The organism is Streptomyces cyaneofuscatus (assembly GCF_000718135.1).
Lineage (GTDB): Bacteria > Actinomycetota > Actinomycetes > Streptomycetales > Streptomycetaceae > Streptomyces > Streptomyces cyaneofuscatus.
Genome location: NZ_JOEM01000008.1, coordinates 1 through 21,261, shown reverse-complemented (window position 1 = coordinate 21,261; position 21,261 = coordinate 1). Strand labels below are relative to the sequence as shown.

Below are 21,261 nucleotides of genomic sequence, written 5' to 3'. Positions count from 1 at the left end.
TGACAATTATTCCTGTCGCTCAGCGCTTGTGACAGCTAAAGTTGTCGCATGGATGAAACGAGAGCCGTCCCCACGCCGGCCCGCCACGACGAGAACTTCTGGAACGCCGTCATGACACCCGTGGAGCCCGCCTGGAGCGAGCCCGGCGACGACGACTCGTTCGCCATGGACGAGAAGGTGCTCGACGCGGTCCGCGCGCTGGCCGAGCGGATCTCGACGCGTGCGCTCGCCTACCGCACCGCCGGCGAGCCGTTCGACGCCGCGCTCAAGGCCGCCCCCGACGTCCAACTGGCCACGCTCCGGGCCCTGTACGAAGCCAAGCGCTCCGTCGACCGGCTGGCCGAGAGCGCGGCCACCGCGGCGGGCCGCAGCGGAGCCAGCTACTCCCAGCTGGGCGCGGCCTGGGGTGGTATCAAGCGGCAGTCCGCCCGCCTCAAGTGGCCGCACGCGGTCGTCAAGAGGTCGGCCGGCGAGTCCGTACCGCTCCGGTACGCGGGTGGCTCCGCCGTCATCCACCATGACCCGGGCGTGGACGCCTGGAGGTACACCGCCACGGCGGCCAACCGGCAGGAGGAGGAGTCCGAGGCCGTTCACGGCACGCCGGCCGAGGCCATCGCCCGGGCGACCGAGTTCCTCCTGACGCACGCCCGGCCCGCACCGCGGGAATCCGCATGACCCGGGCCGTGGACGCCCGACGCGACGACAGCCCCGACGAGCCCCGGCGGGCGCGCCTGGCCCGTATCTTCGACGAGGACGCGGAGCTGTACGACCGGGCCAGGCCCGGATATCCGCCCGCGCTGTACGACGACCTCGCCGAGCTCGCCGGCGCCCGCCCCGGCAGCCGCGTCCTGGAGGTGGGCTGCGGGACCGGTCAGGCGACGGTGCCCCTGGCCGCACGGGGCTGCCGGATCACCGCTGTCGAGGCCGGACCCCACATGGCCGCGATCGCCCGCCGCAACCTGGCCGGTGCCACGGGCGTGGAGGTGGTGACGGCCCCGTTCGAGAGCTGGCCGCTGCCCCCGGAACCGTACGACGTGGTGGTCTCGGCGACCGCGTTCCACTGGATCGACCCGACGGTGCGCGTGACGAGGGCCGCCGACGCGCTGCGGCCGGGCGGGGCGCTCGCCGTGGTGCGGGGGCAGCATGTGAGGGGCGGCACCGAGGAGTTCTTCGCCGAGGTCCAGCGCTGCTACGAGCGCTTCGACCCGCAGACCCCACCCGGGCTGCGGCCTCCCGCGGCGGCCGACGTCGACCCGTCGGACCACGTACGGGAGGTGGCGCGCAGCGGCCGGTTCGGCCCCACGGTCCTGCGCCGCCACGAGCAGGACCTCACCTTCACCACGTCCGGCTACCTGGAGCTGCTGCGGACCTTCTCCGGCCACCGGGCGCTTCCGGAGGCAGCCAGGAACGGGCTGCTGGGCTGCGTCGAGGCCCTGATCGAGGGGCGGTACGGAGGCAGGGTCACCAAGCGGTATCTCTTCGAACTGGCCGTGTCGCACACGCGCTGACGTCCCGTGTCAGACGGTCCGGAGTCCGGAGGAGTGGTGCCGGCTGATGTTCTTCTCCAGCAGGGCGGTCGAGGCCCGCACCCCGACCGACGTACCGGGCGAGAACTCCGGGAGCCGCCCGTCGGCCTCCTTCAGCTCGCTGAGCGCGGTGTCGATGGCGGCGTGCGCGGCGAACAGGCAGGGCGTGCTGTAGATGGCCACCTGGCATTCGAGATCGGTGAGTTCGGAGAGCGAGAGCCTCGGCGACCTGCCGCCCGCGATCTGGTTGAAGAGCAGGGGCTTGTCGTCGATGACCTTGCGGATGCGGCGGATCCACTCGACATCCCGCACCCCGTCGACCAGCACCACATCGGCATCGGTCTCCGCGAGCGCCTGGGCGCGGCGCAGGATGTCCTCCTCCTCGGTGGCGTCGGTGCGGGCCACGACCACCAGGTCCCGCCGGCTCTCCAGGACGAGGTTCAGCTTCTCCAGGTACTCGGCCAGCGGCAGCACCCTCTTGCCGTCCGCGTGGCCGCACCGGCGCGGCCGCTGCTGGTCCTCCAGGATGACGCCGGAGGCCCCGGTCCGCTCCAGCCGCTGCACCACATGGCAGGCGACCTCCGGGTCCACGTAACCGTCGTCGATGTCGACCAGCAGATGGTGGGCGGGGAAGGCGAGCCGGAGCCGCTCGACGAACGCCACCATGTCCGGCCACGCGATGAAACCGATGTCCGGCAGCCCGTAGTGGGAGGCGGCGAAGCCGAAACCGGAGACGAAGAAGCCGTCGTAGTGCCGGGCGGCGACCGATGCCGAGTACATGTCGTAGATGCCGACGAGCGGGGTCGTTCCCGGCGTGCGGATCTGCTCGCGCAGCGCGCTTCCGTAGCGCATGTCTCTCTCCTTGGGTGCGGCCGTGCACCGCGGGTGGTGACGGACGCACCCGGCGATCGGCGTGGGCACTCGCCACAACCATGATCCTTTTGCGAGTGCTCGCATACATATACCGGCCCGGGTGCGCTTGCGGCGCGGCGACACGCGGCCCCGACTCGTGCCGCGCGGCGCCGCGTTGGCGACGTACGGCATTGATCGCCCCGCCGCCCCCCGATAGCACCGCCCACCGATCGCACCACACCGACCGCATGGGTCACTGCGCCGGCCATAGGTCAGGATTCGTGACCGAAACTCCAGGCCTCGATGTCGCGGTAGCGGATCGGCCCCGGGCCACGGCCGAAGTTGCTGCCGACCAGATGGAGCCGTTCGGCCTCCCACGCGCGGCCGGAGAACGCGGCGAGTCCCGCGGCGACCTCCACCGCGGCGCGGTGGTCGCCCCGGCGGGAGCGGGCCAGCGTGAGATGGGGCCGCAGCGGCCGGTCCGGGAAGGGCACGCCGCAGGCCTTGACGACGTCGCGTACATCGGTGGCCAGCCGGTGCAGCCCTTCGAGGTCCCCCTCGATCCCGCTCCACAGGACCCGCTCGTCGAAGTGCCCACCGCCGTGCAGCGCCAGCCGCAGGGGCCGGCGGTGGGCGGTGAGCCCGGCGAGCGGGGGCATCAGGAGCGGGACGGTGGTGAGCGGGAGCTCGCCGAGGAACGCGAGGGTGATGTGCCAGTCCTCGATCCGGTTCCAGCGCAGGCGCGGGTACTCCTCGTAGGCCGGACCCAGCGCCCGCGCCAGTTCGTCCTTGGCGTCGTCGGGCGGGGCGAGTGCCAGGAACACGCGGATCGTCGTGGCCGGCTCACGCTCGTCCACAGCGGGCTCGGCAGCGGCTTCGGGCGGTTCGTTCACCTGCCGTACCGTACGTGGCGGCCCTGCCCCCGGCGCAACACGGGTCTCACCCACGGGCCTGTGGCCGCCGGTGACGTCATGAGCGGGCTCTCCAGGCCGCGCGAGGACGCGCCGTCGGCGTACGGCATGATTCAGGCCCCGCCCTCCCGTCCGGTTCAAGCCGTCGGCGGCCCGGTGGTCACGCCCGGCGCGGACCGGGCGCCCCTTCGGAGCTGAGCCGATGCGATGCGGTTCGAACGCGTACGAATGGCACCGGCCAGATCCACGGCACCGGTGAGCTGGCCGGTCTACCCGTCGACCAGATAGGTGCCTAGGGCATCCAATGGTCGGGAGGCGCGGAACGACCGGCTCCGCGCGCACGACCGAGCACTGCGAGGCGACCCGATCCCATGACGGAATCCACCACGGACCCGGCCCGCCAGGACCTCGACCCCCACGCCCTGGCCACCGCCCCGGCCCCCGCCACGTCCTTCCCCCAGGACCGGGGGTGCCCGTACCACCCGCCCGCCGGCTACGCACCGCTCCGCCGGGAGCGCCCGCTGAGCCGGGTCACCCTCTTCGACGGACGCACGGTGTGGGCGGTCACCGGACACGCCCTGGCCCGCCGGCTGCTGGCCGATCCGCGGCTCTCCAGTGACCGCGGCCACCCGGACTTCCCCATCCCCGCCCAGCGGTTCGCGAACGCCCAGCGGCGCCGGGTGGCCCTGCTCGGCGTCGACGACCCCGAGCACAACACCCAGCGCAGGATGCTCATTCCGGCCTTCTCGGTGAAGCGGATCGGTGCGCTCCGACCGCGTATCCAGGAGACCGTGGACCGGCTGCTCGACGCGATGGAACGACAAGGGCCGCCGGCCGAGCTGGTGAGCGCGTTCGCCCTGCCCGTGCCGTCGATGGTGATCTGCGCCCTGCTCGGCGTGCCGTACGCCGACCACGCGTTCTTCGAGGAGCGCTCGCAGCGGCTCCTGCGCGGCCCGGGAGCCGGCGATGTGGACAGGGCACGCGGCGAACTCGAGGAGTACCTGGGCGCGCTGATCGACCGCAAGAGGTCCGAGCCCGGGGACGGGCTCCTCGACGAGCTGATCCACCGGGACCACCCGGACGGACCGGTCGACCGCGAACAGCTGGTCGCGTTCGCCGTCATCCTGCTCATCGCAGGCCACGAGACGACGGCGAACATGATCTCGCTCGGCACGTTCACGCTGCTGCGCCACCCCGAACAGCTGGCGGCGCTGCGGGCCGGCGGGACGACGACCGCCGTGGTGGTCGAGGAGTTGCTGCGGTTCCTGTCCATCGCCGACGGCCTGCAGCGCCTGGCGATCGAGGACCTGGAGGTCGACGGGGCGACGATCCGCAAGGGTGAGGGCGTGGTCTTCTCGACCTCGCTCATCAATCGTGACACGGAGGTGTTCCCCGGCGCCGACACGCTCGACTGGGACCGCTCCGCCCGCCACCATCTCGCCTTCGGCTTCGGCATCCACCAGTGCCTGGGCCAGAACCTTGCCCGCGCCGAGCTGGAGATCGCGATGCGCACGCTGTTCGAGCGGCTGCCCGGCCTCAGGCTCGCCGTGCCCGCGCAGGAGATCCTCCACAAACCGGGGGACACGATCCAGGGGTTGCTCGAACTCCCCGTGGCCTGGTGAGCGGCGTGGGGGTCCAGGTCGACAAGGAACGCTGTGTGGGGGCCGGTATGTGTGCGCTGACCGCGCCGGACGTGTTCACCCAGGACGACGACGGCCTCAGCGAGGTGCTCCCGGGCCGGGAGTCGACGACCGGGACCCATCCACTGGTGGGGGAGGCCGTGCGGGCCTGCCCGGTGGGGGCGGTGGCTCTGTCGTCCGACTGACGTACGGCCTCTCCACCGCCCCGGGACGCAGCGGGGCCCGCCCCCCCCGGGTCCCGTGGCTCCGCACCCAGGTCAACGACAAGCAATGATGCGGCATTTATGATGCCTTGATGCGATCTGCTCCATGGTGGGCTCTGCTCTCCTCCGGGTGCGCCCCGGTGCTGCTGGTCGGTTCCTGGACGATCGCGCAGCTGCGGCAGGGGCCGGCGTACGACCCCGCGACGCAGACCTTGAGCGTGCTGGCTTCCTACGGGGCCGGCAGCTACTGGCTGATGACGGGCATGCTGCTGGTGCTGGGCACGTGCTACGTGGTCACGGCGCACGCGCTCCGGGAGGCGGCGTTCGCCGGGCGGGTCGCCCTGGCCGGTGGCGGACTGTGCGCCCTGGCCCTGACATTGGTGCCGGTACCGAGCAGCGGTGGGGCCCTGGAACACGGGGCCGTGGCCACCGTGGGCCTCGTCCTGCTGGCGGTATGGCCTCCCCTCGCCGCCGTCTCGGGGAAGGGGCCGGTCCCGTGGGGGCTGAGACTGGACGTGTCGCTCGCCGCGAGCGCGTTGATGGGTGCGACCGCGTTCTGGTTCCTGGCCGAGTTGCAGAGCGGGGGCGCGCCCGGCGTCGCCGAGCGGGTCGTGACGTTCCTCTAGGCGCTCTGGCCCTTTCTGGTGGTGGTCTCCTGCCGGCGGAGCACGCGCTGACTTGGGAGGGTGCGGCTGCGTACCGGGGAGGGTCCGGCTGCGGACCGGCGAGTGCGCGGCCGTGGTCCTGAAGGAGGGGGCGGGCTCCTGTCGTCAGCGGTTCTCCGCCGCGAAGGGCCCGCTGTCGCCGAACGCGAGGCCGGCGAAGCGTTCGGCGATACGCCGGTGGGTGGCGGGGTCCGGGTGCAGGTCGTCGGGCAGCGGCAGCTCGGCGTGGTCGGTCGCGCCGTAGAGGGCGAGGCCGTCGAGGTGGTGCAGGTGAGGATCGGTGGCGGCGCGCTGGCCGACGAGCCGCGCCAGCTCGTCCCGGATGACGGTGAGCGTCAGTTTCCCGGCGGCGGTCTCGGCGGGATCCCCGGTGGCGATGAACCGCAGCCGCCCCTCGCTCATCGCGCTGAGGTCCGGGGCGCACGGGCCGGGCGTGTTCTCGTGGATGGGGCAGAGGATCGGCGAGACGACCAGCAGGGGCGTGGTGGGGTGCCCCTCGCGGATGGTGTCGAGGAACCCGTGGACGGCCGGGCCGAACGCGCGCAGCCGCATCAGGTCGGCGTTGACGAGGTTGATGCCGATCTTGACGCTGATCAGGTCGGCGGCGGTGTCCCGTATGGCGCGGGCGGTGAACGGGTCGAGCAGGGCGCTGCCGCCGAACCCCAGGTTGATCAGTTCGGCCCCGCCGAGAGCCGCCGCCAGCGCCGGCCAGGTGCCGGTCGGGGTGGCGGCGTTGGAACCGTGGCTGATGGAACTGCCGTGGTGCAGCCAGACCGGCCGGTCGCTGGGCTGCGGGGCGCGGACGGGCGCGTCGGTGCGCAGAGCGACGAGTTCGGTGGTCTCGTCGTGCGGCAGCCAGATCTCGATGTGCTTCTCGTCGTCCGGCAGGCCGGTGAACCGCAGGGTCTCCACGGGGCCCGGGCGGCTGTGCGCGGTCCCCGAGGCCAGGTCGACGGTGAGCGTGTCGCCGTCGGGCGCACTCGCCCGGCCCGCGAGGTGACCGTCCACGAGGAGCTCGTACACCCCGTCGGGACGCGGCGGCGCTCCCGGGTAGACCCGCTTGGTGGCGACGACGTCCAGCTCGACGGCGGTGGCCCGGCTGCGGAAGGCCAGCCGGACCCCGGAGGGCTGCGACTCGGCCATGGCCAGCTGTCCGTCGGGGATCTGCTCCCGGGCCTGGGCGGGCAGCCGGTGGGGCAGTACGCCGCGTCCGGTGCGCTCCAGGTCGAGGGCGCCGCGCAGGATGCCGAGGGTGATGGGGGTGGCGGTCCACCCGTGGTGGGTGTTCATCTTCTGGGCTCTCCTCGCAGGGTGAGGGTCAGGAGGGGGCGGGCCAGTTGCGCAGCAGGGCGTCGAGTGCGCCCAGGATCTCGGTCCAGCTCTCCTGGGAGGCGGGGGCGCTGTGGCTGAAGCCGCCGGCCGCCTCCAGACCGACGTAACCGCTGAAGACGCTGCCCAGCAGCCGTACGGCATGCGTCTGCTGGACCTCCGTCAAGTCGTAGCCGCGCAGGATGGCCCGCATCATCCGGGAATGCCGTACGCCGGCGCTTGCCGCTGCCGCATCCGGGTCGAGCCGGAACTGGGCCGCGGCGAAGCGCCCCGGATGCCGGCGGGCGTAGTCGCGGTACGCGTTGGCGAAGGCGCTGAGCGCGTCCTTGCCGGCCCGCCCCGCGATCGCGGCGGCCGCCACGTCGGCGAGCTCCTCCAGGGCGAGCAGTGCGATCTTCGTCTTGAGGTCGTGGGCGTTCCTGACGTGCGAATACAGGCTCGCGGTCCTGACGCCCAACCGCCGGGCGAGTTCGGAGGGGGTCACCTGCTCGAAGCCGATCTCGTCCGCGAGTTCGGCCCCCGCTCTCACCACGCGCTCCGCGGCCGGTCCTGTCTTCGCCATGCCACCCTCCGAACACTTCCCAGTGATTGCCCAAGGAAATATACGTTTGCCTAATGACTTTAGGCAAATTAGCGTGGCTGTCATGAAACCGCTGACCGAGCAAGAGATCCGTACCTCGTTCGTGAACTGCACCAAGGGCGAGGCCAAGCGCCTGAACATCCCCCGTGACCTGGCCGAACGGCCCTGGGACGACCTGGACTTCCTGGGCTGGCGCGACCCGCAGGCTTCCGACCGGGCCTACCTCGTGGCCGGCTGGGACGACCGCCCGGTCGGCGTCCAGCTGCGCTCCTCGGACGCCGGCTCCTGGCAGACCCGCCGCAGCATGTGCTCGATGTGCGTGACCGTCCACACCGGGGGCGTCTCCCTGCTGGTGGCCCCGAAGTCAGGGAAGGCCGGCCAGCAGGGAAACTCGGTCGGCGCCTACATGTGCAGCGACCTGGCCTGCTCGCTCTACGTACGCGGGAAGAAGGACGCGGGCGTCGGCGCGCGGCTCAAGGAGTCGCTCACCCTGGAGGAGCAGATCCAGCGGACCGTGGGGAATCTCGCCGCGTTCATCGCCAAGGTGACCGGCTGACCCTCCGAGCCCGCACACATCGCGGGGGCGCATCCGGTCGCCGCGATCAGGCGGGGAAGGGTGCCGCCAGGCGTGCCGAGCGGAGCGCCGTCGCCCACCAGGCCAGCTGGTCGAGCAGCGTCTTGGCGTGGCCGGGGGCCTCGGGTGCGAGGGGGCGGCCGTCCTGCCAGGTGGTGAAGTAGTTCGGGAAGGCGAGGCCCTCTCGGATGGTCACCGCGTGCAGTTCCGTCAGGACGTTCTCCAGGTGCAGAACCGCGTGCCGGCCGCCCGCGGCACCGCCGTAGCTGACGAAGGCGACGGCCTTGGCCTCCCACTGGGTGAAATGCCAGTCGATGGCCGCCTTGAGTGAGGCGGGGTAGCTGTGGTTGTACTCGGGCGTGACGACGACGAACGCGTCGGCGCTCTCCAGGGCGGAGGTCAGCTCCGCCATCCCGGCGGGCCGGGGGTAGGCGTCACCGGCGTACTTCGGTGACGCGGCGGGCAGGGCCAACGGGAGTTCGGAGTCGGCCAGATCGACGACGGTCACGTCGAACGCACCGTGCGTATCGGCCTGTTCGGCGACCCATGAGGCCACGGCCGGGCCGAACCGCCCCTCCCGGACGCTTCCGATGATGATCACGAGCTTGGGCTTGTCGTCCATGACCACCACGATCCGGACACGGGGTGGCTCCCGCCAGACCGTGCTCAGGCTGGCCCCGGCAGGGCCACCCTGGGCGCTCCCGGGGCCGGGGGAGGACGTCGTATCCTCCCGGGCATGGGTTCGCCGTTGGGGGATTTCATCCGGGCCAGGCGCGACAGCGTCCAGCCGCAGTCGTTGGGGATGCCGGACTGGGGGCGCCGGGGCTGCGGCGCTCCGATCTCGCCGCGCGAGCGGGCGTCAGCGTCGAGTACCTGACCCGGCTGGAGCAGGGCCGCGACCGCAACCCCTCGGTCGCGGTGGTGAACGCCCTCGCCGACGCCCTCGCTCTGGACCTGCCGGACCGCGAGCACCTGCGCTATCTGTCGAAGATCACCGGCGGCGAGTGCACGGCGCACACCCGGGCCGAGCCACCGCGCCGCGATGTCCGTCCGCCGGTTCTGCGGACACTCGGCCTCCTGGAACCGGGGATCGCCGTGGTGACCAACCGGCTCGGCGACGTCCTCGCCCGGACCACCGGCTTCGAGGCGGTGACCAGGGACACCGGACTGCTGGACGCCGACACGCCGAACCTCACCCGTTACGTCTTCACCGACCCCCGGGCCCGTACGTTCTTCGCCGACTGGGACGAGGTCGCGGACGAGCGGGCCTTCGAGCTGTGGCACGGGCCTTCGGGGGCGAGCTTCGAGTGGTTCACCGCGGAACTCGCCCTCGCCGCGGGCCCCGATCTCACCCGCCGTCTGAACCGGCACGTGGGTCCGCGACGAAGGCCTCTGCGGCTCCACCACCCGTCCGGATGCGAACTGGAGCTGGTCCGCGAGACCCTCGAACTCCCCGAGGACGCCCAGCAGCTGGTGGTCCTCCTCCCGGCCGACGAGGCAACGGCCCGGGCGGTCGACGGGCTCGCGGGCCGCTCCGCCGGCCGACTGCGGGCGGTCTGAACCCCTCCGGCAGCGGCGCCACCGGGTTACGGCAGCCGCTTGCGGGCCGCCTCGACGGCATCCGTGACGCTCTCCACCGCACTGCCCGCCACATCACCGACCCGGCCGGCGGCGGCGTGCGCCTGGTGGGCGACGGCATCGGAGGCATGACCGGCGGCATGGCGGGTGCGGTAGGCGAGCGAGGGCTTGCCGTGGGTGTCGGCGGCGGCGATGAGGAGCCCGCCGAGCAGGGACGCGTTCTTGAGGAACTGGATCCGCTGGGCCGCGCGCTTCTCCGGGTCCTCGATCGTCCAGAAGCTATGGGCGGCCAGGGTCGTCGGCACCAGGGTCACGGCGAGAGCCGCCGAGGCCAGCCGGGGTGCACGCCCCAGCGCGAGCAGGAGGCCCGCACCGAGCTGTACCGCGCCGTTCAGGCGTACGAGGCTTTCGGGATCTTCCGGCAACAGGGACGTCCGCCTCCCGATCGCCGAGGTGACGCGGTCGGTCACGGGCTCGGCGACAGGAACCAGGGGCGCGGGATGGCGCACCGCGTTGTATCCGCCACTGACGAACATCGAGGCGAGCAGGGGTCGGGCGACTTTACGCAGAACAGTCATGACGGTCGGCTGCCCCGCCACACGGAGAAGCACACGCTTCCACGCCCGGCGTCCGTCGTTCGGCGGCAGCTCGCAGAGGGCCGCCCCCTTCTGACGGGGCAGCCCGCAGAGGGCCGCCCTCTCCTGACGCCGTCCGGCGCCGCGTGGTGCCATGAGCAGGCACCGTGGCGCCATGTGGTGCCACCTGGCACCTTTCGGCGCCATAAAGGCTTGCGAGTGGCGCCACTGTGGTGCCATGATGGCGTCATGGACCTCACCCCGTATGTCGACTCCCTCCGCCGCGAGCTCGCGGTGGCCGCCGAAGCCGGCGGCGACGAAGCCCGTGCGCTGGCGGAGAGGCTCACCGCCCCTCTGGAGTCGGCGACCAGGCTGACCATGCTCCATGTGCTCTCCGCCGCGATGGACGAGATCACGCGCGAACTCGCCCCCGGTTCCGTCGATGTGCGGCTGCGCGGGCTGGACCCCGACTTCGTGGTGACACTGCCGCAGACCGGCGACGGGGCCACCGCGGAGCCGGCCGAGCCCGTCCAGCCGCTCAAGGCCCCGGCCGACGGCGAAGAAGGCGCTGCCGCCCGGGTCAATCTGCGTCTGCCGGCCCACCTCAAGGCCCGTGCCGAGGAGGCCGCGGCCGGTGAAGGGCTGTCGGTCAACGCGTGGCTGGTCCGGGCGGTGGCGTCCGCCGTCGACGGTGGCACCCGGCCGCGTACGACGGAGAAGACCCGGACCGTCGGGCAGAGCTTCACGGGCTGGGTGCGCTAGCCGCCCCCGGCTCCGTACCCCTGCCGCTCCGCACCACTTCACGTACACACCACGTCCCACCAGCGGGGACGTCTCCAGCACCCATGAGGACGGGACAGCCATGCCTACTTTCGACACACCCGAACCGATCTCGGTCACCGCGCATGTGGAGGCCGGTTCCATCCAGTTCACCGCGGGCGACGGCCCCGCCACCGTCGTGGACGTACGGCCCCGGGACCCGAAGCGGGACCAGGACGTGCGGACGGCCGGTCAGACCGGGGTCACGTACGCAGGCGGCACACTCACTGTGAGGACGCCCAAGCCCGGACTGCTCGGCCGCACCGGCACCGTCGACGTGACGGTCGGACTGCCCGCGGGATCACGCGCCGAGGTGACCGGCGCCTGGCTCCAGGTGCTCGGCGAGGGCCGGCTCGGCGAGGTCCGCGTGAAGACCTCGTCCGGCGACGTGCGCCTCGACACGACCGGCCCGCTGAAGCTCACCGCGTCGCACGGCTCGATCACCGTGGACCGCGTCGAGGGCGCGGCCGAGATCACCACCAGTTCCGGAAGCGTGCGCGTCGGCCTCGTGGCCGGCCCCGCCGTCCTGAAGAACTCGCACGGCACCACGAGCGTCGAGGAGGCCAGGGGTGACCTGCGGGTGAGCGGCGCCAACGGCGACATCCTCATCGCGCGCGCCGAGGGCTCCGTCACCGCCACCGCCGCCAACGGCACCCTGCGCGTCGCGGAAGTGTCCCGCGGGACGGTGCAGTTGGAGACCTCCTACGGTGCCATCGAGGTCGGCGTCCGCGAGGGCACCGCCGCCTGGCTCGACGTCAGCTCGGACTCCGGCCAGGTGCGCAACACGCTGACCGCGTCGAAGGCCCCGGAGGAGAGCGTGGACACCGTCAGGATCCGCGCCCGCACCCGGTTCGGCAACATCGACGTCCGCCGCGCCAGGCCCTGACCGGCAAGGGCGAGCGCTGACCGGCGGGGACCGCCCGAACGGCTCGTCGGCTCTCACGTCATCCGCATACGAACTCTCACATCATCCGCATGCGAAGGGGAGAACCCCATGCCTGTATCTGTCATGCCCACATCCAGCAGAGGTGGCGCTCACGCGCCCCTGCCCGCGGTCTCCGCCGTCGGTCTGCGCAAGGCGTACGGCGACCACACCGTCCTCGACGGCGTCGATCTGCACATCCCGGCCGGCTCGGTGTTCGCCCTGCTCGGGCCGAACGGCGCCGGCAAGACCACCCTCGTCAAGATCCTCTCCACGCTCATCACCGCCGACGGGGGACAGGCCCAGGTCGCGGGCCACGACATCACCGCCTCCTCCGACGGCGTACGGGCCGCGATCGGCGTCACCGGGCAGTTCTCCGCCGTGGACGGGCTGATCACCGGCGAGGAGAACATGCTCCTCATGGCGGACCTGCACCACCTGCCGGGACGCGAGAGGCGCCGGATCGCGGCGGAACTGCTGGAGCGATTCGGCCTCACCGACGCCGCGAAGAAGCCCGCGCAGAGCTACTCGGGCGGAATGAAGCGCCGCCTCGACATCGCGATGACCCTCGTCGGCGCCCCGAGGATCATCTTCCTCGACGAGCCGACCACCGGCCTGGATCCGCGCTCCCGGCACACCCTGTGGCAGATCATCCGCGAACTCGTCGCATCGGGCACCACCGTCTTCCTGACCACCCAGTACCTGGAGGAGGCCGACCAGCTCGCCGACCGTATCGCGGTGCTCAACGACGGCAGGATCGCCGCAGAAGGCACCGCCGACGAGCTGAAGCGGCTCATCCCCGGCGGGCACGTACGGCTGCGCTTCCTCGGCCCGGCCGCGTACCGGAGCGCCGCCGCCGCGCTCGGCGACACCGTCCAGGACGAGGAGGCGCTCACCCTGCGGATCCCGAGCGACGGCAGCCAGCGCGAGCTGCACGCCCTACTCGGCCGCCTGGACGCGGCCGGCATCGAGGCGGACGAACTGACCGTGCACACGCCCGACCTCGACGACGTGTTCTTCGCCCTGACCGGCTCAACGGTGCCCGACCGGTCCCACCGGCCCGACCGGTCCAGCGAGCCCGACCGGTCCACCGGGCCCCAACGATCCAGCGAGTCCCCCCAGTCCACCGAGCCCCATCAGCCCAAGGAGGCCGCCCGATGAGCTCTCTCTCCCTCGCCGTACGCGACTCGTCCACGATGCTGCGCCGCAACCTCCTGCACGCGCGGCGCTATCCGTCCCTCACCCTGAACCTGCTGCTCACGCCGATCGTGCTGCTGTTGCTCTTCGTCTACATCTTCGGCGACGCGATGAGCTCGGTCATCAGCGGCGGCGAGGGCCCGGACCGCTCCGCGTACATCGCGTACGTCGTCCCGGGCCTGCTGCTGATGACGATCGGCAGCACGGTGGTCGGCACGGCGGTGTCCGTCTCCAACGACATGATCGAGGGCATCATCGCCCGCTTCCGTACGATGGCGATCCACCGCCCGTCGGTGCTCATCGGCCATGTCCTCGGCAGCGTGCTCCAGTCGGTCATGAGCGTGATCCTCGTGGGCGTCGTCGCCGTGGCCATCGGCTTCCGCTCCGTGGACGCCACCGCCCTGGAGTGGCTGGCGGCCTTCGGGCTGCTGGTCCTCTTTGCCACCGCGCTCACCTGGATCGCGGTCGGCATGGGCCTGGTCAGTCCGAACGCCGAGGCCGCGAGCAACAACGCGATGCCGCTGATCCTGCTGCCACTGCTCTCCAGCGCCTTCACACCGGTCGGCTCCATGCCCGGCTGGTTCCGGCCGATCGCCGAGTACCAGCCGTTCACCCCCGCCATCGAGACCCTGCGCGGGCTGCTGCTCGGCAGCGAGATCGGTGCCGACGGGTGGCTCGCCGTCGCATGGTGCCTGGGGCTCGCCGTGCTCGGCTACTTCTGGTCGGCCGCGAAGTTCGACGGCGACGCGGCGTGACCGCGCCTGCCCGGACGACGGAACTCCGTCGTCCGGGCAGGCGCGGGTTCAGTGCGCGGTGGGTGCGCGCCGTGAGCCGGCCCCGGCGGGGCTACCGCTCATGCCACGGTCCACTTCTGGTTGGCGGCGCCGGTGCAGGTCCACAGCTGGGCGCGCGTGCCGTTGGCGGAGGAGTTACCGGTGGCGTCGAGGCACTTGTCGGCCGGGACGGAGACGATGTCGCGGGCGGCGGAGATGCCCCATCGCTGGGCGGCGGTGCCGTTGCAGTCCCAGAGCTGGACGAGGGTGCCGTTGGCGGTGGCCCCGTCCTTGGCGTCGAGGCACTTGCCGAGGGCCCGGATCGTGCCGTCGGAGCGGACGTCCCACTGCTGGGCGCCCGTCCCGTTGCAGTCGTAGAGCTGGACGGCGGTGCCGTTGGCGGAGCTGGCGCCGGCCACGTCGAGGCACTTTCCGCCGATGCCCCGGATGGTCTTGGCGCCGGGCGGCGGGGTGGTGGTGTCGGTGCTCACGCGCACGTAGTCCACGATGAGCTGCTGCGGGAAGCGGGTCGAACTGTCGGGGTCACCGGGCCAGTAGCCGCCGACCGCGAGGTTCAGGATCAGGAAGAAGGGCTTGTTGAAGACCCACTGCCGGCCGCCGAGGTCGGCGGGCGTGCGGGTCTGGTAGACGTTCCCGTTCACCGACCACCGGATGGAGTTGGGGCTCCAGTCGATGGCGAAGGTGTGGAAGGCGTCCGCGAAGGCCGCGCCGCCGGGCAGGGTGTAACCGGCGCCGATGCCACCGGAGCCGGAGTAGCCCGGTCCGTGCAGCGTGCCGTGCACGGTGCCCGGCTCGAAGCCGACGTTCTCCATGATGTCGATCTCACCCGAGGCGGGCCATCCGACGTTGCCGAAGTCGTTGCCGAGCATCCAGAAGGCGGGCCAGATGCCCTGGCCGCGCGGGAGCTTCATGCGGGCTTCGACGCGCCCGTACTGGGCGGTGAACTTCCCGGCCGTGTTGAGACGGGCCGAGGTGTACTCGCACCGCCCGTACCAGCAGTTGTAGTTGGCCGGGTTCTCCCTCTTCGCCGTGATGACGAGGTTGCCCTGGCCGTCGAGCGCGGCGTTGTTCGTCCCCGAGGTGTAGAACTGCCGCTCGTGGTTGTTGACGTTGTCGCCGGTCTCCAGCTGCCACCTGGAGGTGTTGACGCCGGAACCCGCCGGCCCGTCGAAGTTCTCGTCGAAGGTGACGGCGGCGGGGGCGACCGTACCGGAGTCCGGGGCCGGGGCGGCCTGTACGGCGGTGGGGGAGAGGGCGGCGAGAGTGAGACAGGCGGCAGCGGCCAGCCAGGTGAGGGATCTGTGGCGCCAAGGCGTACGCACGGGGCATCACATCGCTTTCGTGGGGGTGTGAGGGGATGAGAAGAGCAGAGTTCAGGGCGACGTGTGCATGACAGAACGCCGGGCGCGCTGACGGCCGTGTTATGGACACGAAGTGAAGTGATCTGGGGATCGCCGGGGACAGCAGCGTTCAACAGTTGGTGCTACTGATTTAAGGAGCGCGCCGCAGACCCGTCAAGACGTTCGTCTGGACCAATCCCCTTCACGGACGGTCGGCTTGACGTCTCACCGGCCGACGAGAGAGCGGCCTTCCCGGTGCCGGGCCGGGGTCGATGCTCGTGCCGGCGGGGCGTCTCTCGCCTCCCTCGGCCGAGGAGCCCAGCCAGTCGCTTTGTCTCCCCAGTAGAGAAAGTTAAGGCCAGGTACGTCAAAGGGCTTTCTGGTCCGCGAAAAAGCCATTACCTTCCTGCTCTGTACCGAACGACAAGGCCTGAGTGCTCCTCCCTCCCCCCGGGAGCACCCATGCCTCCCCGGCGCGACGGCGCGCGCCTGTGCTCCAGACCTCACCCCGTCACCACACGGAGGATGCGCGTGCACAGGAGACTCACCCGACCCGTCGCGGCGCTGGCCTGCGCCCTGCTCGCCGCAGTGGGTGCCCTCACCGCCCAGCAGAGACCCGCCGCGGCGGCGCCCGAACCCGGGACAAGCGTCGCGGCCGACGAGTTCCAGCAGGTCACCCTCGCCAAGGGGGTGGCCGAGACCGGCGAGCCGATGACGCTCGCCGTGCTGCCCGACCGGTCCGTCCTGCACACCTCACGGGACGGCACCCTCCGCCTCACCGACGCCGCCGGCACCACGAAGACCGCCGGGAAACTTGACGTCTACTCGCACGACGAAGAGGGCCTCCAAGGCGTCGGCGTGGACCCCGCGTTCACCACCAACCGCTTCGTCTACCTCTACTACGCGCCGAAGCTGACCACGCCCTCCGGCGACGCGCCCGCAGGCGGATCCGCCGCGGACTTCGCCCCCTTCGACGGCGTCAACCGGCTCTCCCGCTTCGTCCTCAGAGCCGACGGCACCCTCGACACCGCCAGCGAGAAGAAGGTCCTCGACGTCCCCGCGAGCCGCGGCCTGTGCTGCCACGTCGGCGGAGACATCGACTTCGACGCGCAGGGCAACCTGTACCTCTCCACCGGTGACGACAGCAACCCCTTCGCCTCCGACGGATACACCCCCATCGACGAACGGGCGAACCGCAACCCCGCGTACGACGCGCAGCGCTCCTCCGGCAACACCAACGACCTGCGCGGCAAGGTGCTCCGGATCAAGGTCGCCGCCGACGGCAGCTACACCATCCCCTCCGGCAACCTCTTCGCACCCGGAACCGCGAGGACCAGGCCGGAGATCTACGCCATGGGCTTCCGCAACCCCTTCCGGATGAGCGTCGACAAGCCCACCGGCACCGTCTACCTCGGTGACTACGGCCCCGACGCCGGCACGGCGAACGCCGGACGCGGACCCGCCGGACAGGTCGAGTTCAACCGCATCACCAAGGCCGGCAACTACGGCTGGCCCTACTGCGTCGGCAACAACAGCCCCTACGTGGACTACAACTTCGCCACCTCCACCTCGGGCGCCACGTTCTCCTGCGCCGCACCGAAGAACACCTCGCCGAACAACACCGGCCTGACCGACCTGCCCCCGGCCCAGCCCGCCTGGATACCGTACGACGGCGGCTCCGTCCCCGAGTTCGGCAACGGCTCCGAGTCGCCCATGGGCGGGCCCGTCTACCGCTACGACGCGGCCTCGACCTCCACGGTCAAGTTCCCGCAGAGCTTCGACGGCGACTACTTCGCGGGCGAGTTCGGCCGCAAGTGGATCAAGCGCATCGAGCAGGGCGCCGACGGCACCGTACAGTCGATCAACGCGTTCCCCTGGCAGGGCACGCAGGTCATGGACATGGCCTTCGGCCCGGACGGCGCGCTCTACGTCCTCGACTACGGCACCGGCTACTTCAACGGCGACGCCAACAGCGCGGTCTACCGCATCGAGTACGTCACCGGAGGCCGCGCCCCGCTCGCCAAGGCCACCGCGAACCGCACCTCGGGCCAGGCCCCGCTCGCGGTCGCGTTCTCCTCGGCCGGGACCTCCGACCCCGACGGCGACCCCCTCACGTACGCCTGGAAGTTCGGCGACGGATCCACCTCCACAGCCGCGAACCCCTCGCACACCTACACCGCCAACGGCCGCTACACCGCCGAACTGACCGTCTCCGACGGCACCGGCAACACCGCCACCGCCTCCGTCATCATCACCGTCGGCAACACCGCACCGACCGTCACCCTCGATCTGCCCGCCGACGGCTCGATCATCGACCCGGGCGCGGCCGTCCCCTTCAACGTCACCGTCACCGACCCCGAGGACGGCACGATCGACTGCTCCAAGGTGAAGGTCACCTTCATCATCGGCCATGACAGCCACGGCCACCCGCAGACCTCCGCCACCGGCTGCTCCGGCACCGTACAGACCATCGCCGACGGTGAGCACGACCCCAACGCCAACATCTTCGGCGTCTGGGACGCCGAGTACACCGACAAGGGGGCGAACGGCCAGCCCGCCCTGACCACGCACGACCAGAACGTCAGCCAGGGCAGCAAGCGCCAGGCCGAGCACTTCGGCGGCTCCGCCGGTATCCAGATCGTCGACAAGGCCTCGGCGAACGGCGGCAGGACCGTCGGCTACATCGACAACAACGACTGGATCTCCTTCACCCCCTACATCCTCGGCAACGCCACCAAGCTGACCGCCCGGGTCTCCTCCGGCGGTGCGGGAGGCACGCTGGAGGTACGGGCCGGCTCACCCACCGGCACCCTGCTCGGCTCGGCCGCGGTCCCCGTCACCGGCGGCTGGGACACCTTCCGGGACGTGAGCGCGGACCTGACCAACCGCCCGGCCTCCACCACCACGCTCTACCTCGTCTTCAAGGGCGGCAGCGGCTCGCTCTTCGACCTGGACGACTTCACCTTCACCACCGGCCAGACCACCCCGGCCGGCCGCGACCTCAAGGGAATCGGCGGCAAGTGCGCGGAAGCCGCGGGCGGGGCGAGTGCGGACGGCACCCAGATCCAGCTCTGGACGTGCAACCGGACAGCGGCTCAGAAGTGGACGCCCGGCTCGGACGACACGCTGCGCGCACTCGGGAAATGCCTGGACATCAGCGGCGCGGGCACGGCCGACGGTACGAAGATCCAGCTGTACGGGTGCAACGGCACAGGTGCCCAGAAGTGGGTGGCACAGGCCGACGGCACGTTGAAGAACCCGTCCTCGGGCAAGTGCCTGGACGCCTCCGGAGCTTCCTCGGCGGACGGCACCAAGCTCCACCTGTGGACCTGCCACACCGGCGCCAACCAGAAGTGGACCCTGTCATGAACCGACGCCGAACTCGCCTCGCCTGCTGGGCCGCCGGCGCCCTGCTCGGCGCCGCCGCCCTCCCCACGGCGGTCTCCACGGCCTCCGAACAGGCCCCGGCCGCCCCCGCCCGCGCGGCCGCGGCCGCCGCCGACCCCGCGTACGACGTGCTGGTCTTCTCCAAGACCGCTGGATTCCGCCACGACTCCATCCCGGCGGGCATCGCCGCCCTGCGCCAGCTGGGCGCCGCCAACAACTTCACCGTCACGGCGACCGAGGACGCTGCCGCCTTCACCCCCGCCAACCTCACCGGCTACGAGGCGGTGGTCTTCCTCTCCACCACCGGCGACGTCCTCAACGCCGCCCAGCAGACCGCCTTCGAGGGGTACATCGAGGCGGGCGGCGGCTACGTCGGCATCCACGCGGCGGCCGACACCGAGTACGACTGGACCTGGTACAACGGCCTGGCCGGCGCCCTGTTCAAGTCCCACCCGCACATCCAGCCGGCCACCGTCAAGGTCGAGGACCGCGCCCACGACGCCACCGCGCACCTCGGCCCCACCTGGCAGCGGACCGACGAGTGGTACGACTACCGCACCAACCCGCGGAGCTCGGCCCACGTCCTGGCATCCCTGGACGAGTCCACCTACAGCGGCGGAACCATGGGCGGCGACCACCCCATCGCCTGGTGCAAGGACTACCGGGGCGGGCGCGCCTTCTACACGGGCGGCGGCCACACCCAGGAGTCCTTCGCCGAGCCGGCCTTCCGCCGCCACTTGCTGGGCGGCATCCGCTGGGCCGCGGAGATGACGGAGGCCGACTGCCGCCCGGAAACGGGCTACACCACCTTGTTCGGCACCTCCGGGACGGCGGGCTGGAAGCAGGCGGGACCGGGCTCCTTCACGCACGCGAACGCGACCCTCACCTCCCAGGGCGGCCTGGGCCTGTACTGGTACCAGGCCAAGGAGTACACCTCGTACTCCCTGAAGCTCGACTGGCGTCAGAGCGGGGACGACAACAGCGGGGTCTTCGTGGGCTTCCCCGCCTCCGACGACCCGTGGTCGGCCGTCAACAACGGCTACGAGATCCAGATCGACGCCACCGACACCCCTGACCGCACCACCGGCGCCGTCTACGGCTTCAAGTCCGCCGACCTGGCGGCCCGGGACGCCGCGCTCAATCCGCCGGGGGAGTGGAACACGTACGAGATCCGGGTCGAGGGCGAGCGCCTCCAGCTCTTCCTCAACGGCCGCAAGATCAACGACTTCACCAACACCGACCCCGTCCGCAGCCTCCAGCAGGGGCACATCGGCCTGCAGAACCACGGCGACGGCGACGACGTGTCCTTCCGCAACATCCGCATCAAGGAGCTCGGAGGCGCGACCGGCCCCAGGGAAGGCGCCATCACGGGAATCGGCGGCAAGTGCGTCGACGTGGCAGGCGGGTCGAGTGCGGACGGCACCCAGATCCAGTTGTGGACGTGCAACCGGTCGACAGCCCAGAGGTGGACGGCCGGCACGGACGACACGCTGCGCGCCCTGGGCAAGTGCCTGGACGTCAGCGGCGCCGGCACGGCGGACGGTACGAAGATCCAGCTGTACGGATGCAACGGCACGGGCGCCCAGAAGTGGTCGCCACAACCCGACGGCACGTTGAAGAACCCATCCTCCGGCAAGTGCCTGGACGCTTCCGGAGTCTCCTCGGCGGACGGCACCAAGCTCCACCTGTGGACCTGCCACACCGGCGCCAACCAGAAGTGGGTCCTCCCCAGCTGAGGGGACCTCTCGACTCCGGGGCCGCCGCGGGAGGCGGCGACCCCGGAACCGGCCGCCACACGTGGCCGGTGACGGCGGCGGGGCGCAACGCCGAAACGCGCCGCCGCCGTTCTCAGCCCGTCGGCCCGGCCTCACCGTTCCTCCAGGAGCCGACCACCACCACACGCACGTCTCATCTCCTCCTCCCTGAGTTAAAAGAGTTGAGACAAGCTCGTTGACAGTCCTCTCGCGTCGCAGGATTCTGAGAGCGCTCTCAAGTGCGACGTGATGCGCACACCGTTCCACCCACGGATCCAACCCGATAAGGAGGACGAGCATGCCCGCTCCCTGGAAAAGCCTCGCTTCACTGACCGCCGCGCTGGCCCTCGCCGCAGGTCTGACCACGGTCGTCGGTGAGACCGCCGCCGAGGCGGCGGTTCCCGCGACCATCCCCCTGACCTCCAAGAACGACTCGGGCCGCAGCGACCAGATCTACGTCTACAGCCTGGGAACGGAGCTCTCGACGGGCCGTCAGGGCTGGGCCCACGCGAACGGTGAGCCTTTTCCAACCTCACGCTGAGGCGTGATGAAGGACGAGGACGGCCTGGACGATCGCTGTGATGCGGTTGGTGCTGCAGCGGAGTTTCCGTAGGA

General features: G+C 71.2%; 19 protein-coding genes and 2 pseudogenes. 14 read left to right on the top strand and 7 right to left on the bottom strand.

What is annotated here, in order from left to right; genetic code table 11:
• Positions 1 to 48 precede the first annotated feature (48 nt).
• Positions 49 to 675 (top strand): hypothetical protein, encoded by a 627-nt coding sequence (locus IF17_RS0114725; RefSeq protein WP_030565947.1) that lies wholly within the window; start codon positions 49 to 51, stop codon positions 673 to 675.
• Positions 672 to 1,508 carry a class I SAM-dependent methyltransferase gene (locus IF17_RS0114720; RefSeq protein WP_030565945.1) on the top strand — a complete coding sequence of 279 codons (837 nt, stop codon included), beginning with the start codon at positions 672 to 674 and terminating at the stop codon, positions 1,506 to 1,508. The genes IF17_RS0114725 and IF17_RS0114720 overlap by 4 nt, the downstream gene beginning before the upstream one ends.
• A 9-nt stretch (positions 1,509 to 1,517) precedes the next feature.
• Here IF17_RS0114720 and IF17_RS0114715 read toward each other — a convergent pair whose 3' ends face one another.
• Positions 1,518 to 2,378, bottom strand: coding sequence for an isocitrate lyase/PEP mutase family protein (locus IF17_RS0114715; protein WP_030565944.1), 861 nt, complete (start codon positions 2,376 to 2,378; stop codon positions 1,518 to 1,520).
• A gap of 272 nt (positions 2,379 to 2,650) precedes the next feature.
• The gene (thpR, locus tag IF17_RS0114710; protein ID WP_030565942.1) at positions 2,651 to 3,271 is read right to left on the bottom strand and encodes an RNA 2',3'-cyclic phosphodiesterase; all 621 of its coding nucleotides are present in this window, start codon (positions 3,269 to 3,271) and stop codon (positions 2,651 to 2,653) included.
• A gap of 389 nt (positions 3,272 to 3,660) precedes the next feature.
• Between thpR and IF17_RS0114705 the strand changes: the two genes are divergently transcribed.
• The 3 genes from IF17_RS0114705 to IF17_RS01000000136450 all read left to right on the top strand — a co-directional run bounded on the left by IF17_RS0114705 (position 3,661) and on the right by IF17_RS01000000136450 (position 5,758).
• Positions 3,661 to 4,911 (top strand): cytochrome P450, encoded by a 1,251-nt coding sequence (locus IF17_RS0114705; RefSeq protein WP_030565940.1) that lies wholly within the window; start codon positions 3,661 to 3,663, stop codon positions 4,909 to 4,911.
• Positions 4,908 to 5,114: a ferredoxin gene (locus tag IF17_RS0114700; RefSeq protein ID WP_179115494.1), complete on the top strand. Its 207-nt coding sequence runs from the start codon at positions 4,908 to 4,910 to the stop codon at positions 5,112 to 5,114. Before IF17_RS0114705 ends, IF17_RS0114700 begins: the two co-directional genes overlap by 4 nt.
• Positions 5,115 to 5,224: 110 nt before the next feature.
• Complete coding sequence (locus IF17_RS01000000136450) at positions 5,225 to 5,758, top strand: DUF998 domain-containing protein (RefSeq protein WP_051884008.1); 534 nt, start codon at positions 5,225 to 5,227, stop codon at positions 5,756 to 5,758.
• Positions 5,759 to 5,902: 144 nt separating this feature from the next.
• On the opposite strand, the gene IF17_RS0114690 is transcribed toward IF17_RS01000000136450, so the two are convergent.
• Entirely contained in the window at positions 5,903 to 7,087 is a 1,185-nt protein-coding gene (locus IF17_RS0114690; protein WP_030565931.1) for a GDSL-type esterase/lipase family protein, read from the bottom strand.
• Positions 7,088 to 7,115: 28 nt separating this feature from the next.
• Positions 7,116 to 7,688 carry a TetR/AcrR family transcriptional regulator gene (locus IF17_RS0114685; RefSeq protein WP_030565929.1) on the bottom strand — a complete coding sequence of 191 codons (573 nt, stop codon included), beginning with the start codon at positions 7,686 to 7,688 and terminating at the stop codon, positions 7,116 to 7,118.
• A gap of 82 nt (positions 7,689 to 7,770) precedes the next feature.
• On the opposite strand from IF17_RS0114685, the gene IF17_RS0114680 reads away from it, so the two are divergent.
• Positions 7,771 to 8,262, top strand: a complete 492-nt coding sequence (locus tag IF17_RS0114680; protein ID WP_030565927.1) for an FBP domain-containing protein — start codon at positions 7,771 to 7,773, stop codon at positions 8,260 to 8,262.
• Positions 8,263 to 8,308: 46 nt separating this feature from the next.
• Here IF17_RS0114680 and IF17_RS0114675 read toward each other — a convergent pair whose 3' ends face one another.
• Positions 8,309 to 8,902 (bottom strand): NADPH-dependent FMN reductase, encoded by a 594-nt coding sequence (locus IF17_RS0114675; protein ID WP_030565925.1) that lies wholly within the window; start codon positions 8,900 to 8,902, stop codon positions 8,309 to 8,311.
• A gap of 114 nt (positions 8,903 to 9,016) precedes the next feature.
• On the opposite strand from IF17_RS0114675, the pseudogene IF17_RS01000000136445 reads away from it, so the two are divergent.
• A pseudogene (locus tag IF17_RS01000000136445) lies at positions 9,017 to 9,840 on the top strand (helix-turn-helix domain-containing protein).
• Between the two features lie 26 nt (positions 9,841 to 9,866).
• On the opposite strand, the gene IF17_RS0114665 reads toward IF17_RS01000000136445, so the two are convergent.
• Complete coding sequence (locus tag IF17_RS0114665) at positions 9,867 to 10,436, bottom strand: DoxX family protein (protein ID WP_030565923.1); 570 nt, start codon at positions 10,434 to 10,436, stop codon at positions 9,867 to 9,869.
• 246 nt (positions 10,437 to 10,682) lie between these two features.
• On the opposite strand from IF17_RS0114665, the gene IF17_RS0114660 reads away from it, so the two are divergent.
• The 4 genes from IF17_RS0114660 to IF17_RS0114645 all read left to right on the top strand — a co-directional run bounded on the left by IF17_RS0114660 (position 10,683) and on the right by IF17_RS0114645 (position 14,126).
• Positions 10,683 to 11,195, top strand: coding sequence for a toxin-antitoxin system HicB family antitoxin (locus IF17_RS0114660; protein ID WP_030565921.1), 513 nt, complete (start codon positions 10,683 to 10,685; stop codon positions 11,193 to 11,195).
• 100 nt (positions 11,196 to 11,295) lie between these two features.
• Complete coding sequence (locus IF17_RS0114655) at positions 11,296 to 12,138, top strand: DUF4097 family beta strand repeat-containing protein (RefSeq protein ID WP_030565919.1); 843 nt, start codon at positions 11,296 to 11,298, stop codon at positions 12,136 to 12,138.
• A gap of 123 nt (positions 12,139 to 12,261) precedes the next feature.
• Entirely contained in the window at positions 12,262 to 13,335 is a 1,074-nt protein-coding gene (locus IF17_RS0114650; protein ID WP_030565917.1) for a daunorubicin resistance protein DrrA family ABC transporter ATP-binding protein, read from the top strand.
• Positions 13,332 to 14,126, top strand: coding sequence for an ABC transporter permease (locus IF17_RS0114645; protein ID WP_030565915.1), 795 nt, complete (start codon positions 13,332 to 13,334; stop codon positions 14,124 to 14,126). Before IF17_RS0114650 ends, IF17_RS0114645 begins: the two co-directional genes overlap by 4 nt.
• 98 nt (positions 14,127 to 14,224) lie before the next feature.
• Here IF17_RS0114645 and IF17_RS0114640 read toward each other — a convergent pair whose 3' ends face one another.
• Positions 14,225 to 15,487, bottom strand: coding sequence for a glycoside hydrolase family 16 protein (locus tag IF17_RS0114640; RefSeq protein WP_030565913.1), 1,263 nt, complete (start codon positions 15,485 to 15,487; stop codon positions 14,225 to 14,227).
• Positions 15,488 to 16,036: 549 nt separating this feature from the next.
• Here IF17_RS0114640 and IF17_RS0114635 point away from each other — a divergent pair.
• The 3 genes and pseudogenes from IF17_RS0114635 to IF17_RS0114625 all read left to right on the top strand — a co-directional run.
• Complete coding sequence (locus tag IF17_RS0114635) at positions 16,037 to 18,874, top strand: PQQ-dependent sugar dehydrogenase (RefSeq protein ID WP_030565911.1); 2,838 nt, start codon at positions 16,037 to 16,039, stop codon at positions 18,872 to 18,874.
• Complete coding sequence (locus IF17_RS0114630) at positions 18,871 to 20,628, top strand: ThuA domain-containing protein (protein ID WP_030565909.1); 1,758 nt, start codon at positions 18,871 to 18,873, stop codon at positions 20,626 to 20,628. Before IF17_RS0114635 ends, IF17_RS0114630 begins: the two co-directional genes overlap by 4 nt.
• Positions 20,629 to 20,944: 316 nt before the next feature.
• Positions 20,945 to 21,175, top strand: a pseudogene (locus IF17_RS0114625) (sugar hydrolase); the annotation flags it as partial.
• Positions 21,176 to 21,261: the final 86 nt, after the last annotated feature.

Coding starts and splice junctions, on each gene's coding strand:
- IF17_RS0114725 (WP_030565947.1), top strand. CDS start 49: ATGGATGAAACGAGAGCCGTCCCCACGCCGGCCCGCCACGACGAGAAC.
- IF17_RS0114720 (WP_030565945.1), top strand. CDS start 672: ATGACCCGGGCCGTGGACGCCCGACGCGACGACAGCCCCGACGAGCCC.
- IF17_RS0114715 (WP_030565944.1), bottom strand. CDS start 2,378: ATGCGCTACGGAAGCGCGCTGCGCGAGCAGATCCGCACGCCGGGAACG.
- IF17_RS0114705 (WP_030565940.1), top strand. CDS start 3,661: ATGACGGAATCCACCACGGACCCGGCCCGCCAGGACCTCGACCCCCAC.
- IF17_RS01000000136450 (WP_051884008.1), top strand. CDS start 5,225: ATGCGATCTGCTCCATGGTGGGCTCTGCTCTCCTCCGGGTGCGCCCCG.
- IF17_RS0114690 (WP_030565931.1), bottom strand. CDS start 7,087: ATGAACACCCACCACGGGTGGACCGCCACCCCCATCACCCTCGGCATC.
- IF17_RS0114685 (WP_030565929.1), bottom strand. CDS start 7,688: ATGGCGAAGACAGGACCGGCCGCGGAGCGCGTGGTGAGAGCGGGGGCC.
- IF17_RS0114680 (WP_030565927.1), top strand. CDS start 7,771: ATGAAACCGCTGACCGAGCAAGAGATCCGTACCTCGTTCGTGAACTGC.
- IF17_RS0114675 (WP_030565925.1), bottom strand. CDS start 8,902: ATGGACGACAAGCCCAAGCTCGTGATCATCATCGGAAGCGTCCGGGAG.
- IF17_RS0114665 (WP_030565923.1), bottom strand. CDS start 10,436: ATGACTGTTCTGCGTAAAGTCGCCCGACCCCTGCTCGCCTCGATGTTC.
- IF17_RS0114660 (WP_030565921.1), top strand. CDS start 10,683: ATGGACCTCACCCCGTATGTCGACTCCCTCCGCCGCGAGCTCGCGGTG.
- IF17_RS0114655 (WP_030565919.1), top strand. CDS start 11,296: ATGCCTACTTTCGACACACCCGAACCGATCTCGGTCACCGCGCATGTG.
- IF17_RS0114650 (WP_030565917.1), top strand. CDS start 12,262: ATGCCCACATCCAGCAGAGGTGGCGCTCACGCGCCCCTGCCCGCGGTC.
- IF17_RS0114645 (WP_030565915.1), top strand. CDS start 13,332: ATGAGCTCTCTCTCCCTCGCCGTACGCGACTCGTCCACGATGCTGCGC.
- IF17_RS0114630 (WP_030565909.1), top strand. CDS start 18,871: ATGAACCGACGCCGAACTCGCCTCGCCTGCTGGGCCGCCGGCGCCCTG.